Here is a 14,559-nt window from a genome sequence, read left to right as displayed (position 1 = left end):
CTTTTCGCGATCGTCACCTCACCGTGGTGGCCTCGCCGTGATCGCGTGCGGGGGTGACCCCGGCGTCGGATCCCGGGTCGTCGGTGGTCTCGAGGACGGCGACGAGCTCGGGCCGGCGATCATCATGTCCGTCGTCGGTGGCCGAAGGGGTTGCACCGTCGGCGATCTCGGACATCCGCTGCTCGTCGACGCTCTCGGTCTTGAGCGCGACCTCCTTGATGAACACGATGGCGACCAGGCTGATCGCGGCCATGATCCCGGCGATGAGGAACACCCGGGCGGTGCCGTCACCGTAGGCGCCACGCACGATGGCCTCGATCGGGCCGGGCAGTTCGTTCAGGTTGGCCAGGCCGGCACCGCCGGTCTGTCCGGGATCGATCCCGACGGCGGCGAGGCCCTGCTTGATCAGGTCGGTCACATGGTTGGACAGGACGGCACCGAGAACCGAGACGCCGGCCGCACCACCGAGTGAACGGAAGAACGTCACCGTGGAGGTCGCGGAGCCGAGTTCGGCGGGTTCGACGTTGTTCTGCACTGCCAGAACCAGGTTCTGCATCGTCATACCCATACCGAGGCCGACGATGAACAGGTAGCCGCCGATGACCACCATGTTGGTGTGGGCGTCGATGGTGCCGAGCAGGCCGAAGCCGATGGCCATCGCGATCGCCCCGACCACCAGGTAGCGCTTCCACTTGCCGAAGCGGGTGATCAGCTGGCCGGACACGGTGGCCGAGATCATCGAACCGATCACCATCGGCAGGGTCAGCAGACCTGCGGCGGTGGGGGAGTAGCCGCGGGCGATCTGGAAGTACTGTCCCAGGAACACCGCGCCGCCGAACAGTGCGACGCCGACCGAGATGCTGGCGATGGTGGCCAGGCTGATGGTGCGGTCGCGGAACAGGTGCAGCGGGATGATCGGGTCCTTGGCGCGCGACTCGACGAAGACCGCGATGGCCAGCAGTGCCAGACCCAGCACGACCAGGCCGAACGACATCCCCGACACCCAGTCGAAGTTCTTGCCGGCGAGCGTCACCCAGATGAGCAGGGTGCTGACGCCGCCCGCGATCAGGACCGCACCGAGGTAGTCCAGCGACACCTCCTTGCGGATCACCGGCAGGTTCAGGGTCCGCTGGATCACAGCGAGTGCGATGACGGCGAGCGGGACACAGACGTAGAACGTCCAGCGCCATCCGAGCCAGCTGGTGTCGACGATCACGCCGCCGAGGAGCGGTCCGGCGACGATCGCCAGGGACATGACGGCGGCGATCGGACCCTGGTAGCGACCGCGTTCACGCGGGCTGAACATCGAGGCGATCACGATCATGACCAGCGCCTGCAGGCCACCGAGGCCGAGGCCCTGGACCACCCGGAAGCCGATCAGCATGCCCACCGACTGGGAGAACCCGGCCAGCACCGATCCGAGGGTGAACACCGCCAGGGACGCCTGGACCAGCAGTTTCTTGCTGACCAGGTCCGACAGCTTGCCCCACAGCGGCGTGGTGGCGGTGGAGGCGAGCAGGGTGGCGGTGACCACCCAGGTGTACTGGTCCTGGCTGCCGTGCAGATCGGTGATGATCACCGGCAGCGCGTTGGAGACGATGGTCGAGGACAGGAATGCGACGAACATCCCGAGGAGGAGTCCCACCAGGGCCTGGATCTTCTGGCCGTGGGTCATCGGGGTGTTGTCGCCGGCAGCGGCGTCGGGGCGCTGCGCAGCGGTTGCTGTCATGCGGAAACCTCCAGAAGGTCTGTTCGTACCTCGCGGCGGGGCCGTGGGCCGGGGCTGACGGCGCCGATGGTGGTCGGTCGTCGCTTCGGGTGCGCTGAGAAGTGCGCGGCGAATAGTTGAACGACGCAACTATAAGCGTGATGGATGCAACCCGCAACTATCTGGAAGTATTCCCTGACCTCAGGATTCGTCTGAATCGGGCAAATCCGGAGCTGCGTGTGCAGGCTCACTCGTGCGCACCGCCGACAGTCGACGCAGCAGTCGCGTGAGGGTGCGGATGTCGTCCGGATCCCACTGGGCGAGCTGGTCACGCCACTCCTGGACGAACGTGGCGATCACCGTCTCGAACTTGTGCCGGCCCGCCGGGGTGAGCGACACCACCCGCGCCCGGGCATCCCGAGGATCGGGATGCCGCTCGGCGAGTCCCATCCGGACGATCGTGTCCACCTGCCGGGTCACCGTCGACTTGTCGAGGCCCAGCTCGGTCACCAGCTCCGACATCGGCACCGACTCGTGCCGCGCGAGAACGGTCAGCAGCAGATAGTGCGTGGGATCCAGACGTGGCTCGATGGCTCGCGCCCGTCGTCGGGCACGGTCGCGGCCCTGGCGCCAGAGATCGGCGAGCTCGTTCTCGAGATCGGCGATCGGTTCGTCACCCATCGGCCCGCGAATCCCTTCGTCGGCGGTGTTCGGTGAGACACGCTACCGCCTCGGACGATCGCGGTGTCGACGTCGCCGGCGTGGAGGCCGGTCCTGAACAGCGACGACCATGAGCAGTGTTAACGACACCGACGGCCCGAACGATCCGACAGGCAGGGGGAAACCCGACCGCGGAGGACCATATGAACGTCACCGCCACGCCGCATCCCCGTGCGATGTACCCCCGTGCGATGTACCCCCGTGCGATGTACCTCCGCAGAATCGGCGTCGGCCTGATCGCCGCCACCGCACTCGTCACCGGGATCGTCACGACCGCCGGGCCCGCGCAGGCGGCGCCACCGCGCGTTGCACCCGCTGCACAGATCAGCATCGACGTGCCGTCGACCTACCTGTGGCTGTCCGACCCGTTCCCCTTCGGCGTGGAGACCCTGCGCGTCACCGTGACCGGCCCGGGAGTCCTGACGATGACCCTCGGGCCGATGTGCGCATCGCTCAACCCGCGCGTCTGTGCGACCTACTCACTGCCCATGCAGGTCGGCTGGATCAACCTGAACACCGGCCGCAGCGGAACCCTGACCGTGACACCCAAGGGCGCCGAGGTGACCACCGGGTCCGGACTGATCGGGATCGGCGATCTCTTCGGCATCCCCTCGGTACCAGGCGCGGCGACGATCCGGGCGTGACGGGTGCGGTGTGAAAGGGCTGCGGGGTGCCCGATCACCCGGCCTGCAGGACGAAGCCGTCGGGATCGGTGGCCGCCGCGCCCGCGGTCCAGCCGAGCACCAGGCGATGATCCCCCGAACCGTCGGCGCTCACCCCCGCGTCCTTGGCCGCGGCCTTGCGCCCGTACAGCGCGAGCTTCACCGCGTCGTCCTGGGCCGCGAACTCCACATACTTGCGGCCGAAACCCTTGGCGACGGCGAATCCGTGCCCGGTGTAGAACTCCCGCGACGCGGCCACGTCGGCGGCGCCGACGAGCAGCACCACATCGTCCACCCGGCGCAGCGGGGCGCCCGTGTTCTTCTTCGATGACGCCGCCACCTTCCAGATCGCACCGTCCGGGGCGCGGACCACGCCGCCATAACCCCAGAACGACTTCGACGCCGGCTTGAGCGGTGCGGCGCCCGCCTCGATCGCCGGGATGAGGAAGGAATCGACGACGGCCGGTTCGGCGACCACCAGCGAGATCGAAAAGCCGCGGAAACCGCTGGTGGGGGCGTTGGACTCGTGCAGCCGCAGGCGGTCGTCGAGGCCGAAGGCGGCGTCGTAGAACGACCGGGCGGCGTCGACATCCGGGACGCCGAGGGACAGGGAATCGAGTGCGGAGGTCAGTGAAGTGGTCATGTCCTCGACGGTAGGAGTGTGGTGGGGTCCGGGACTTCTCGATTCCTGACCGATCTGGCCGCGGGGTTAGGATGGCCCTTTGACAAGCGACGAGCCGAGGCAGGAGGAACGCATGACCGATGCGGTATCCGCTGAGGCCACGGTGCCGGACTGGCGTGTCTACCCGCCGATGGAACTGCCCCGGATCCTCGAGGTGGCCCTGACCGAGATCGTCGAGCACGGCTACGACGCCACCAGCGTTCGCACCATCGCGCGTGAGGTCGGGGTGACCGTGCCCGCGCTGTACTACCACTACGAGAACAAGCAGGCGATCCTTGTCGCGCTGCTCGAACACGCCATGACCACCGTCGGTGGCCACATCGACGGTGCGCTCGCCGACGCCGGCGACGATCCGGTGCGCCGGCTCAGCGCCGTGGTGGAGGCCACCGCGCTCTACATGGCGACCTATCGGGACCTGGCCTTCCTCGACTCAGAACGACGCTCACTGACGCCGGAGAACCGGGTCCGCTACGCCGGACACCGTGACCGGATCGACGGATTGCTGCGCTCGGCCATCGAAGATGGTTGTCGGACAGGTATTTTCGCCACTCCGGTCCCGGACTCGGCGCGCCGCGCGATCTTCACCATGTGCCAGGGCATCGCCACCTGGTACCGCCCCGACGGCCCCCGGACCCCCACCGAGACCGCGCGGGACTATGTGCGGATCGCGTTGTCGGCGGTGGAGTGCCGGGACGTGCGCGGCGACTGAGGGTCGATCCGCTCGCTCAGCCGGCCTTGGCGGACGAGTGTGCCACCGGGCAGCCGGGGGCGAAGGTGCCGAGGCGTGAGACCTCGAAGCCGTTGGGGTAGCTGCGGATTCGGGGCATCTCGTGTACCAGCAGCGGCTTGCGGCGCGACGGGAGCAGGGCGACGAAGCGGGCGCGTGCCCGCAGGCCGGCCACCGACAGCCGGCGGGCGAGGCGGCCGGGTTCCCGGTAGTGGAACGCATCCAGTAGCGGCTCGTCCATCAGCGATCGGCTGAAGATGTCGATGACGGGTGCCAGCGGCTTGGGGTAGAACGTCTTGAGCAGGCCCAGGGTCGAGTCGGCGACCTTGACCGCGTCGGCGTCGAAGGCGAAGTGCTCGCGCTCGTAGTCGTCCATCAGATGGGCGAAATCTTCGTAGGTGTCCGGGATGTCGGTGATGGCCATGTGCTTGCCCAGCGTCTGGTAGTACCGCACCGAGGCGACCACCTCGTCATAGGTCAGCTTGCGCCAGCCGTAGGAGTCGATCCACCGTTTGGGGACCACCACGAACGTGGCCAGCACGTAGAGCATGTCGTCGTTGCTGATGTCGTAGCGCTTGTGCATCTGGTTGATCCGGCGGATCGCAGACTTGCCCTCGGGGCTCGAGAATCCTTCCAGCAGTGGAACTTCCAGGAGCAGGGCGGTGTCGTCGTAGCGGCGCTGCACGTTGTCGGTGAACTCCGCGGTCTGCGCCAGCAGCCGGCCGACGCTGGGTACCGCGTAGGTGCGGAACAGCGCGAAACTCAGGGCCTGGTTCATATCCCAGGGGAAGTCGTAGACGGTCAGGTTCCGGTAGATCTCGGCGAACCGGGTTTCGGCGTCGAGACCGTGATTGCGGTCGATGGTGAGCATGGGGCCTCCTCGGCAACGATCTGCCCTCGACTGTAAGTCGACTTACACTTATGTGCAAGGGGTCACACCACGAAAGGGTTGTGATGGGTGCTGCTGCTCAGTTCTCGGGAGTCGACGGGCCCGAACCCGGGGCGGCATCGTCGTCGAGCCGGCCGATCGCCAACGCGAGGAAGGTGCGCATGCCGAAGTCCAGGGCATCGAAGGAACGCAGGGTCCCGCTCTCGTAGCCGACGAGCAGGTACATCGAGACGGTGGCGAACCGTTCGGCATCGGTGTCTTCGCCCATCGCCTCGCGGTAGGTCTCGGCGATGAAATCGCGCCGTTCGCGGTCGACTTCTTCCTGGTGGGCGTGGACCTCGGGATCCTGGGCCGCCCAGATGCGGATCGCCGACTCGGAATCGTGCGGCAGCGACAGTCCGACCCGGATGAGCTCGGTGAGCCGTTCGCGGGGATCGGTGACCTTGCGGGCCTCGGCGATCGGACGACGACTCTTCTCCTCGCGCCAGTAGGCGACCAGGGCCGAGGTGAACTCGGCCCAGTTGTCGAAGGCGTGATAGAAACTGCCGGTCGTCGCCTCGGCGCGGGTGCAGACCGCGGCGAGTTTGAGGGCGCCGTAGCCGTCCTCGGCCAGAACGGTCAGTCCGGCCTCGAGGAATCGCACACGCGCGTAGCGTGACGGTGTCGATCTCCTCTCGCGGGCCATATCCGAAGATCCTAGTTCATCATCTGTGCTGGTCGGCCGATCGAGTGACAGGGTGCGATCGGATGGATGTTGATCTGGGTCACATCAACGTGTTACAAGTTAGCGAGCGATAAGTAGGCCTGCCACCCGCGAATTTCGGTCGGCGTGTGGGCCGCCCCGACATCGAACGGATCTGAGAAACGATGAAGCGTACGGTCTTCGAGCCCGAACACGAGCAGCTGCGCGAGAGCGCCCGCGAGTTCCTCGCCCGCGAATGCGCACCCAACGTCGAGAAGTGGGATGCCGCGGGCCAGGTCGACCGGGAGGCCTACAAGAAGGCCGGTGATGCGGGACTGCTCGGCTTCAACATCCCCGAGGAGTTCGGCGGCGGTGGCGTGGAGGACGACTTCCGCTTCAACGCCGTCGTCGTCGAGGAGTTCGCCCGCTTCGGCGGTGCCGCGCCCGGCCTGAGCCTGCAGAACGACGTGCTCGTGCCCTACTTCCTGCACCTGGCCAACGAGGAGCAGCGGGCCCGCTGGATGCCGGGGATGGCCACCGGTGAGACCATCCTCGCCGTCGCCATGACCGAGCCCGGCGCGGGCAGCGACCTGGCCGGCATCAAGACCTCGGCCCGCCTCGACGGCGACCATTACATCCTCAACGGCTCCAAGACCTTCATCTCGTCCGGGATCAACTCCGACCTGGTCGTCGTGGTGTGCCGGACCGATCCCGATCCCGCCGCCGGGCACAAGGCCTTCTCGCTGCTCGTCGTCGAGCGCGGGATGGAGGGCTTCGAGCGTGGCCGCAAACTCGACAAGATGGGCCTCAAGGCGCAGGACACCGCCGAACTGCACTTCACCGATGTCCGGGTGCCCAAGGAGAACCTGCTCGGCGTGGAGGGCCGCGGCTTCTACCACCTGATGCAGAACCTGCCGTCGGAGCGACTGTCGATCGCCATCGGCGCCACCGCCGGTGCGCGTGCGGTCTTCGAGGAGACCGTGCAGTACACCAAGGACCGCAAGGCCTTCGGCCGTCCGATCGGCACCTTCCAGGCCAATCGGTTCACGCTGGCCGAGATGTCCACCGAACTCGACATCGCCGAGCAGTACATCGATCGCTGCCTGCGCGCCGTGGTCGACGGTGAGCTCACCGCCGTCGATGCGGCCAAGGCCAAGTGGTGGTGCACCGAGCTGGGCAAGAAGGTCATCGACCAGTGCGTGCAGCTGCACGGCGGCTACGGCTACATGAACGAGTACCGCGTCGCCCGCGCCTACACCGACGTGCGAATCCAGACCATCTTCGGCGGTACCACCGAGATCATGAAGGACCTCATCGGCCGGGACATGGGCCTCTGACGATCCCTTCCGCTGCCGGACGCACGCGGAGTAGCGTTGCAGCGCAGTTCCATTCAACTACCGAAGGTGAAGGTACCGATGTCCGCAGTGATCGTGGTCGCGACCCTGTCCCCGCAACCCGGCAAGGAGCAGGCCGTCAAGGACGCCATCCTGGCCGCCATCGACAAGGTGCACGGCGAGCCCGGGTGTGACCTGTACGCATTGCACCAGGCCACCGACGGCACCGACTTCGTGATGATCGAGAAGTGGGAGTCCGCCGACGCGCTCAAGGTGCACGGTGGCGCGCCGGCGCTGGCGGAACTCGGTGCGGCGATCGCCGATTCACTGGCCGGACCGCTGGACGTCAAGACCTTCACCGCGATCCCCGCCGGCGACGCGGGAAAGGGTGCGCTGTAACGCCATGACGGACTCTCTCATCGAACCGGTGGCCGGGGAGCGGGCCGAGGTACTCGATCAGTTGCTCGCGCAGCGGTGGAGCTGCCGGTCGTACCGGCCCGATCCGGTGCCCCGCGAGATCGTCGAACAGTTGCTGACGATGGCACAGCGGACGGCGTCCTGGTGCAACACCCAGCCCTGGCAGACCATCGTGCTGTCGGGGGCGGCCACCGACCGGTTCCGGGAGGCGCTGAGCGCCCACGTCGCCACCGGCGCAGAAGGGGCCTTCGACTTCGAGGCGCCCGGTCAGTACCAGGGTGTGTATCGGGATCGTCGCCGCGAAAGCGGCTGGCAGCTCTACGATGCCGTCGGGATCGAGAAGGGGGACCGTGCGGCGTCCACCACCCAGATGCTGCAGAATTTCCGGTTCTTCGATGCACCGCACGTCGCGATCGTCACCACCGACGCGCAGCACGCGACCTACGGTGCCGTCGACGGCGGGCTCTACGTCTCGACGTTCCTGCTCGCGGCGCAGAGCCTGGGGCTCGGCACCGTCCCGCAGGCCGCGGTGGCCGGGTACAGCCCGTTCGTGCGGGAGTACCTGGGTATCGGTGAGGACCGGAAGATCCTGGTGACCATCCCGTTCGGGTACCCCGATGCCGAGCATCCGATCAACGGCTACCGCACCGATCGTGCGGATCTGTCGGAGGTGGCCACCTTCATCGACGAGTGAAGGCGGCCAACCGCATTCACGGGGCCGGCGTATCCGCACCCAGCTGCGGCGCCGGTCCCGTCGCGTAGTACTCGCCGTCGAAGGTGGCAGGCAGCGCCGCGGCCAGGTAGGTGCCGATCCCGGGCTGATCGAGCTCGGCGAACAGCGGATTGGCGGTCAATGTGCCCGCGGCCACCACCTCGTCGAAGCTGCGGTAGCGTTCCGACAGTACCGACGACGCCGCCAGTGCCTGCGTGACCTCGTCGGTGGAGTGATCGGCGAACCACTTGCCGAACAGGGCATTGAGTACCGCGCGATGTGTGTAGCGGTCGGCGTCGCGGGCGAAGTCCGCGTCGAGCGCCTGCTGCAGTGACTCGATCACCGACTCGGTCCCGGTGAGCCGCACGAGATCCCGGAAGTGTCGGGGGGTGAGCGCGACCAGCATGAACCGGTCGCCGTCGGCGGTGACGACGTCGGTGCCGTAGGTGCCGTACACGTCGTTGCCGGTGGCCGGCCGGCTCTGTGCGTTGACCTGCGGTTCGGTGAGATATCCGAGGGTGCCGGCCACCGCGAGCGCGGTGTCCTCCAGCGGCAGCCGGATCCGGGTGCCGCTGCCGGTCTCGTCGCGTCGTCGGACGGCGGCGGTGACCGCCAGCGCCGCATACAGTCCGCACACCACATCCCAGGCGGGCAACACGTGGTTGACCGGACCGTCGTGACTGAGCGGGCCGGTGATCAGCGGGAACCCCAGGCCGGCGTTGACGGTGTAGTCGACGGCGGGGGAGCCGTCGGAGCCGCCGAGCAGTTCCAGGGTGATCACGTCGGACCGGAGTGCGGCGAGGGTGTCGTGCGACATCCATTCTCGACCACCGGAATTGGTGACCAGGATGCCGCCGCCGGGACCGGATTCGGTGACCAGTCGTTGCACCAGCGACTGTCCCTCGGGGGAGCGGAGGTCCGCGGTGACCGACTTCTTGCCCCGGTTCAGCCCGGTCCAGTAGATCGACGTGGTCCCGTCGTCGGTGAGCGGTAGCCGGTTGATGTCGGCGGCCCCGCCGACCGGGTCGACGCGGATCACCTCCGCCCCGAGCTGGGCCAGGGTCAGCCCACACAGGGGGGAGGCGACGAAGCTCGACACCTCCACCACTCGAATCCCGGTGAGGGGACGGCGATTGTCGGTTGCTGCTGTCATGGTCACACTGCCTCCACGAGTGCGGCGAGCCCTTGCCCGCCGCCGATACACATGGTCACCACGCCGGATCCGCCACCACGACGGTGCAGTTCGTGCAGCAGCGTGGTGGTCATCCGGACGCCGGTGGCGCCGATCGGATGTCCCAGCGAGATACCCGAACCGTTGATGTTCAGCCGGTCCTGGTCGTTCCAGCCCCATCCGTCGAGGACCGCGAGGACCTGGACGGCGAAGGCCTCGTTCAGCTCGACCAGATCGACCGAGTCGAGTAGTGCTGCGGCCGAATCGAATCCGTGCCGCACGGCGAGCTTCTGCACCGCCGGGACCGGGCCGATCCCCATCCGGGACGGCTCGCTTCCGGCCGATGTCCAGCCGGTGAAGAAGCCGATCGGCTCGAGGCCCAGGTCGTCGAGGGCGTCCTCGGCGACGATCAGGCACGCGGCGGCGGCGTCGTTCTGCTGGCTGGCGTTGCCCGCGGTGACGACGCCGTCGGGCATCAGTGCCCGTAGCCGTGCCAGGGATTGCGGGGTGGAGTCCGGGCGTACACCCTCGTCCCGGCCGAAGACGATCGGATCGGACTTACGTTGGGGGACGGTGATCTCGACGATCTCGTCGTCGAACCTCCCGCCATCCCATGCGGCGGCGGCGCGTCGATGGCTACGGGCGGCGTAGGCGTCGGCGGCGTCTCGGGAGATGCCGTGGTCGCGGGCCAGGTTCTCCGCGGTCTCGATCATCCCGGAGATCTCGCCGAACCGCCAGACCGGCTGGGAGCGTTCACGTCCGCGATCGAGGCGGTCGTACATGGTGACGTTTCCCGAGCGGGACCCCCACCGTTGGGTGGTCGAGTAGTACTCGATCCGGCTCATCGATTCCACGCCGCCGGCGATCACGGCGTCGGCGGCACCGGTCTGCACCATCATCGCCGCGGTCGCCAGTGACTGCAGTCCGCCGCCGCAGCGACGGTCGAGTTGCATGCCGCCCACCGAGATCGGCAGGCCGGCGTGCAGTGCGAGCCAGCGTCCCACACACGGGACCTCGGAATTGGCGTAGGACTGGGCGAAGACGACGTCGTCGATCCGTTCGGGGTCGATCCCGGAGCGGGTGACGGTGGCCTTGACCACGGCCGCACCCAGGTCCTCGACCGGGACATCACGCAGTGCGCCGCCGTAGGTGCCGACGGCGGTGCGGTTGGGGGCGACAATCGCGGCGCGTCGCAGGGTGGGGGTACTCATCGGGGGTTCTCCGGCCGGCTCACATGAACCGTCCGCCGGTGACCTCCATGACCGTGCCGGTCATGTAGGACGACAGCGAGGAGGCGAGAAACAGTGCGACGCCTGCGACTTCGTCGACCTCGCCGGCGCGCTTCATCGGTATCTCGGCCATCTTCTGATCCCAGGCCTTCTGCGGCATGGCCTCGGTCATCGCCGAGCGGATCAGTCCGGGCTGGATGGCGTTGATCCGCACACCGTGGTGGGCCATCTCCTTGGCAGCGGCCTTGGTCATGCCGACGATGCCCGCCTTGGCCGCGGAATAGTTGGTCTGGCCGACCATGCCGACCTTGCCGGACAGCGACGAGAGGTTGACGATCGCACCGGACTTGCGTTCGCGCATGATGGCCGCGGCCTTGCGGGTCCCGTTCCAGGTGCCCTTCAGGTGGACGTTGATCACCTGGTCGAACTGCTCCTCGGTCATCGTGCGCATGGTGGCATCGCGGGTGATGCCGGCGTTGTTCACCATCACGTCGACCGGTCCGAACGCGGAATCGGCTGCGGCGAGCAGTGCATCGACGTCGTCGCTGCCGGTGACGTCACAGCGCACACCGATCGCCACCTCGGTGCCACCGAGCTCGGTGGCGGCCTTCGCCGCGGCGTCACCGTCGATGTCGCCGACGACCACACGCGCCCCCTCGGCGACGAAGAGCTTTGCGATGGCGAAGCCGATTCCCTGTGCGGCGCCGGTGATCACGGCGGTCTGCTGGTTCAGAAGCGGTCCGGGCATGGAGATGTCCTGTCTCGTGGAGGTCGTCGTCGGAAAGCGTGGGTTACTTCGAGGCGGCGCGGATCAGGTTGCCGCCGATGATGAGTCGCTGGATCTCGCTGGTGCCCTCGTACAGGCGGAGCAGGCGGACGTCGCGGTAGATCCGTTCCACCGGGACCTCCCGCATGTACCCGGTGCCGCCGTGGATCTGGACCGCGAGATCGGCCACCTTGCCGACCATCTCGGTGCAGAACAGCTTGGCCACCGACGGTGCGGTACGCCGGTCCTCGCCGGAGACGTACTTGGCCGCGGCATCGCGGACCAGCGCGCGGCCGGCCATCACGCCGGTCTGCTGGTCGGCGAGCATCGCCTGGACCAGTTGGAAAGAGCCGATGGGCTTTCCGCCCTGGGTGGCGTGTGCGGCGTAGGCGACCGACTCGTCGAGGGCACGTTGCGCCTGACCGACGGCGAGTGCGGCGATGTGCACCCGGCCGCGGGCCAGCGAGGTCATCGCGGCACGGTAGCCGGCATCCTCGTCGCCTCCGACGAGCGCGGCGGCGGGCACCCGCACGCCGTCGAAACCCACATCGGAGGTCCATGCGCCCTCCTGACCCATCTTGCGGTCCTTGACCCCGACGGTGACGCCTTCGGTGCGGGCGGGCACGAGGAAGACCGCGATCCCGGTGCCGGAGTCGTCGGCCGGACGTGTGCGTGCGAAGACGATGAAGAGGTCGGCGAGCGGAGCGTTGGTGATGAATCGCTTCTGGCCGTCGATCACCCAGTCGTCGCCGTCGCGGCCGGCGGTGGTGTGCAGCCCGGCCGGATTGGAACCGGCCCCGGGTTCGGTGAGTGCGAAGGAGGCGACGACATCGCCGGAGGCGATGCGCTCCAACCATTCCCGCTTCTGTTCGTCGGTGCCGAAGTTCACCAGGACCTGGCCTGCGATGCCGTTGTTGGTGCCGAACATCGAGCGCAGCGAGAGGCTGGTGTAGCCGAATTCCATGGCCAGCTCGACGTCCTGGGTGAGGTCGAGGCCGAGGCCGCCCCATTCCTGCGGGATGGCGTAGCCGAACAGCCCCATCTCGGCGGCCTGGGTGTGGATGTCGTCGGGGATGGCATCGGTCTGCATGATCTCGAGTTCACGGGGCACGACGGAGGTGCGGATGAAGTCGTGGACCACGGAGCGGATCTGCGCGAAGTCGTCGGCGTCGACGGCCGGTGACGTCTCCTGGGGCGATGCCATGGCTCGAAATTATCAAATCAGCCGGGACATGAACAGTGAGGAGCAGATATATGCAGGTTGCGGTGTTCCCGGTCTGCACCTGATTATCAGATTCTGGTAGCGTCGCTGCTGATCAGATGTCGAGGAGGGGCCGGTGACCAACACCCGGGAGCATCCGGTGGGGGATACGTCCGCGTCGGCGGTGCTCAAGCAGGGTGCCGCGCAGGAGATCCGTCGGGCCATCTTCTCCGGCGAGTTGAGACCGGGCACGAAGATCGATCAGGATGCGATCGCCGAGCGGCTCGGGATGAGCAAGCTCCCGGTGCGGGAGGCGCTGATCGCGCTGAGCGGCGAGGGCATCGTCGAGACCATCCCGCGGCGTGGTGCATTCGTCGCCGACCTGTCGCCCGAGGACATCCGCGACCACTACTGGATGCTGGGGGTGATCTCCGGGCTGGCCGCCGAGCGGGCCGCGGCCAACCTCACCGAGGCCGAGCTCGACGAGTTGCGCGAGGTGGCCTCACGGATGGAGTCGAGTGCAGATCTGTTCGAGATCGACCGGCTGAACTTCGATTTTCACCGGATCATCAACAAGGGCACCCGGTCCCGGCGTCTGATCGCCGAGCTGAAGCTGCTCAGCGGGGCCATCCCGGAGGGGTTCTTCGATGCCCATCCCGAATCGGTCGCGTCGTCGTTGCGTGATCATCAGGAGATCGTCGACGCCCTCGCGAGCCGTTCGCCGGGGATGGCGCGGACGCTGATCGAAGGGCACTTCCTCCGCGGCGGTCATCGTGCCGTCGCGCTGCTGCGTGAGCGCGGGTTCTGGGGGTAGCGCGACCCGCCGTCGCGTGCGGGTCGTCGGATCACTTCTTGCGGTAGAGGAACGTCCCGACCTGGAGATAGGCGGCGCGCTCGGCGAGGCGTGAGCTGACGCGGCGCAGACCGTTGAACACGTGGGCGTCCTTGCCGATGACGACGCGCATCCGCCCGTCGAGGGTGGCGTCGATCATCTTGGTGGCGGCCTTCTCCGGCTTCATCGCGAACACCTCGGCCACCTTCTCGGGTGTACCCAGGTGGTTGGCGCTCGTGCGGACGATGTCGGTCCAGATGGTGCCCGGCAGCACGGTGGTCACGGTGACCTTGGACGATCCCCGGAGATCTTGTGCCAGAACGTATCCGAAGACGGCGAGGGCGGCCTTCGAGGCGCCGTAGACGGCTGCGCCCGGAAACGGGACGATGGCCGACAGGCTCGAGGTGTTCATGATGACCGCGCCGTCGGGCCGGTCCTCGAGATGGGGGAGGAAGGCGCGGGTCATCGCAACCGTGCCGAAGAAGTTGACCTTCATGATCGTGTCGAGCCGGGCGTCGGTGATCCCGGCTGCGGTCTCGAAGTCCTGCGCGATCCCCGCGATGTTGAACAGACCGTCGACGCGGCCGTGCTCGGCGATCACCGTTTCCGGGAAGGCCGCCACGGCCGCGTCGTCGGAGATGTCCAGGAGGTGGCTGGTGAAGCGCTCCGGCCGGCCGATCAGCCGGGCGGTCTCCTCGAGACCGCCGGCGTCGAGGTCGGCGCCGGCCACGGTGCCGCCGCGGGCGACGAGCTCTCTCGCCACCCGACGGCCGATACCGTTTCCGGCACCGGTGACCACGAAGATGTTCCCCTCGACCTGCACCAGC

16 protein-coding genes are annotated in these 14,559 nt (G+C 67.6%); 6 read left to right on the top strand and 10 right to left on the bottom strand.

The window, feature by feature from the left end:
- Nucleotides 1-13: 13 nt before the first annotated feature.
- Entirely contained in the window at nucleotides 14-1,675 is a 1,662-nt protein-coding gene (locus tag Q9K23_RS09475) for an MDR family MFS transporter (RefSeq protein WP_082366039.1), read from the bottom strand.
- Nucleotides 1,676-1,909: 234 nt separating this feature from the next.
- Nucleotides 1,910-2,389: a MarR family transcriptional regulator gene (locus tag Q9K23_RS09470; RefSeq protein WP_020790714.1), complete on the bottom strand. Its 480-nt coding sequence runs from the start codon at nucleotides 2,387-2,389 to the stop codon at nucleotides 1,910-1,912.
- Nucleotides 2,390-2,571: 182 nt separating this feature from the next.
- On the opposite strand from Q9K23_RS09470, the gene Q9K23_RS09465 reads away from it, so the two are divergent.
- Nucleotides 2,572-3,072 carry a hypothetical protein gene (locus Q9K23_RS09465; protein WP_053778150.1) on the top strand — a complete coding sequence of 167 codons (501 nt, stop codon included), beginning with the start codon at nucleotides 2,572-2,574 and terminating at the stop codon, nucleotides 3,070-3,072.
- A gap of 34 nt (nucleotides 3,073-3,106) precedes the next feature.
- Here the strand turns inward: Q9K23_RS09465 and Q9K23_RS09460 are convergent, their stop codons facing one another.
- The gene (locus Q9K23_RS09460) at nucleotides 3,107-3,733 is read right to left on the bottom strand and encodes a glyoxalase (protein WP_053778151.1); all 627 of its coding nucleotides are present in this window, start codon (nucleotides 3,731-3,733) and stop codon (nucleotides 3,107-3,109) included.
- A 112-nt stretch (nucleotides 3,734-3,845) separates the two neighbouring features.
- Here Q9K23_RS09460 and Q9K23_RS09455 point away from each other — a divergent pair, with 112 nt between their 5' ends.
- Complete coding sequence (locus Q9K23_RS09455) at nucleotides 3,846-4,481, top strand: TetR/AcrR family transcriptional regulator (RefSeq protein ID WP_053778152.1); 636 nt, start codon at nucleotides 3,846-3,848, stop codon at nucleotides 4,479-4,481.
- 16 nt (nucleotides 4,482-4,497) lie between these two features.
- Here the strand turns inward: Q9K23_RS09455 and Q9K23_RS09450 are convergent, their stop codons facing one another.
- Both Q9K23_RS09450 and Q9K23_RS09445 read right to left on the bottom strand, forming a co-directional pair.
- Complete coding sequence (locus tag Q9K23_RS09450; protein WP_053778153.1) at nucleotides 4,498-5,370, bottom strand: oxygenase MpaB family protein; 873 nt, start codon at nucleotides 5,368-5,370, stop codon at nucleotides 4,498-4,500.
- Between the two features lie 97 nt (nucleotides 5,371-5,467).
- A complete protein-coding gene (locus Q9K23_RS09445; RefSeq protein ID WP_020791172.1) occupies nucleotides 5,468-6,073 on the bottom strand; it encodes a TetR family transcriptional regulator in 606 nt (201 codons plus the stop codon).
- Between the two features lie 182 nt (nucleotides 6,074-6,255).
- On the opposite strand from Q9K23_RS09445, the gene Q9K23_RS09440 reads away from it, so the two are divergent.
- The 3 genes from Q9K23_RS09440 (at nucleotide 6,256) to Q9K23_RS09430 (ending at nucleotide 8,515) form a co-directional block, all read left to right on the top strand.
- Entirely contained in the window at nucleotides 6,256-7,407 is a 1,152-nt protein-coding gene (locus Q9K23_RS09440; protein WP_020791170.1) for an acyl-CoA dehydrogenase family protein, read from the top strand.
- 78 nt (nucleotides 7,408-7,485) lie between these two features.
- Nucleotides 7,486-7,803 (top strand): putative quinol monooxygenase, encoded by a 318-nt coding sequence (locus tag Q9K23_RS09435; protein WP_053778154.1) that lies wholly within the window; start codon nucleotides 7,486-7,488, stop codon nucleotides 7,801-7,803.
- A 4-nt stretch (nucleotides 7,804-7,807) separates the two neighbouring features.
- A complete protein-coding gene (locus Q9K23_RS09430) occupies nucleotides 7,808-8,515 on the top strand; it encodes a nitroreductase (protein ID WP_053778155.1) in 708 nt (235 codons plus the stop codon).
- A gap of 16 nt (nucleotides 8,516-8,531) precedes the next feature.
- Here Q9K23_RS09430 and Q9K23_RS09425 read toward each other — a convergent pair whose 3' ends face one another.
- Genes Q9K23_RS09425 through Q9K23_RS09410 form a run of 4 tightly spaced genes read right to left on the bottom strand, consistent with a single transcriptional unit; the run spans nucleotide 8,532 to nucleotide 12,903 of the window.
- Nucleotides 8,532-9,686 carry a CoA transferase gene (locus Q9K23_RS09425; RefSeq protein ID WP_053778156.1) on the bottom strand — a complete coding sequence of 385 codons (1,155 nt, stop codon included), beginning with the start codon at nucleotides 9,684-9,686 and terminating at the stop codon, nucleotides 8,532-8,534.
- 2 nt (nucleotides 9,687-9,688) lie between these two features.
- Nucleotides 9,689-10,915 (bottom strand): acetyl-CoA C-acetyltransferase, encoded by a 1,227-nt coding sequence (locus Q9K23_RS09420; protein ID WP_020791167.1) that lies wholly within the window; start codon nucleotides 10,913-10,915, stop codon nucleotides 9,689-9,691.
- A 19-nt stretch (nucleotides 10,916-10,934) separates the two neighbouring features.
- Nucleotides 10,935-11,681, bottom strand: coding sequence for a 3-oxoacyl-ACP reductase FabG (gene fabG / locus Q9K23_RS09415; RefSeq protein WP_020791176.1), 747 nt, complete (start codon nucleotides 11,679-11,681; stop codon nucleotides 10,935-10,937).
- A gap of 43 nt (nucleotides 11,682-11,724) precedes the next feature.
- Nucleotides 11,725-12,903, bottom strand: a complete 1,179-nt coding sequence (locus Q9K23_RS09410; protein WP_020791169.1) for an acyl-CoA dehydrogenase family protein — start codon at nucleotides 12,901-12,903, stop codon at nucleotides 11,725-11,727.
- A 133-nt stretch (nucleotides 12,904-13,036) separates the two neighbouring features.
- Here Q9K23_RS09410 and Q9K23_RS09405 point away from each other — a divergent pair, with 133 nt between their 5' ends.
- Nucleotides 13,037-13,714, top strand: a complete 678-nt coding sequence (locus tag Q9K23_RS09405) for a GntR family transcriptional regulator (RefSeq protein ID WP_053778157.1) — start codon at nucleotides 13,037-13,039, stop codon at nucleotides 13,712-13,714.
- A 31-nt stretch (nucleotides 13,715-13,745) separates the two neighbouring features.
- On the opposite strand, the gene Q9K23_RS09400 is transcribed toward Q9K23_RS09405, so the two are convergent.
- On the bottom strand, nucleotides 13,746-14,555 hold the full coding sequence (locus Q9K23_RS09400; protein WP_020791168.1) for an SDR family oxidoreductase: 810 nt from the start codon (nucleotides 14,553-14,555) through the stop codon (nucleotides 13,746-13,748).
- Nucleotides 14,556-14,559: the final 4 nt, after the last annotated feature.

This window comes from Gordonia sp. NB41Y (assembly GCF_030718915.1).
In the GTDB taxonomy this organism is placed as follows: Bacteria; Actinomycetota; Actinomycetes; order Mycobacteriales; family Mycobacteriaceae; genus Gordonia; species Gordonia desulfuricans.
Note: the sequence above shows the minus strand (reverse complement) of the source record. Positions and strands in the feature narration are given on the sequence as shown.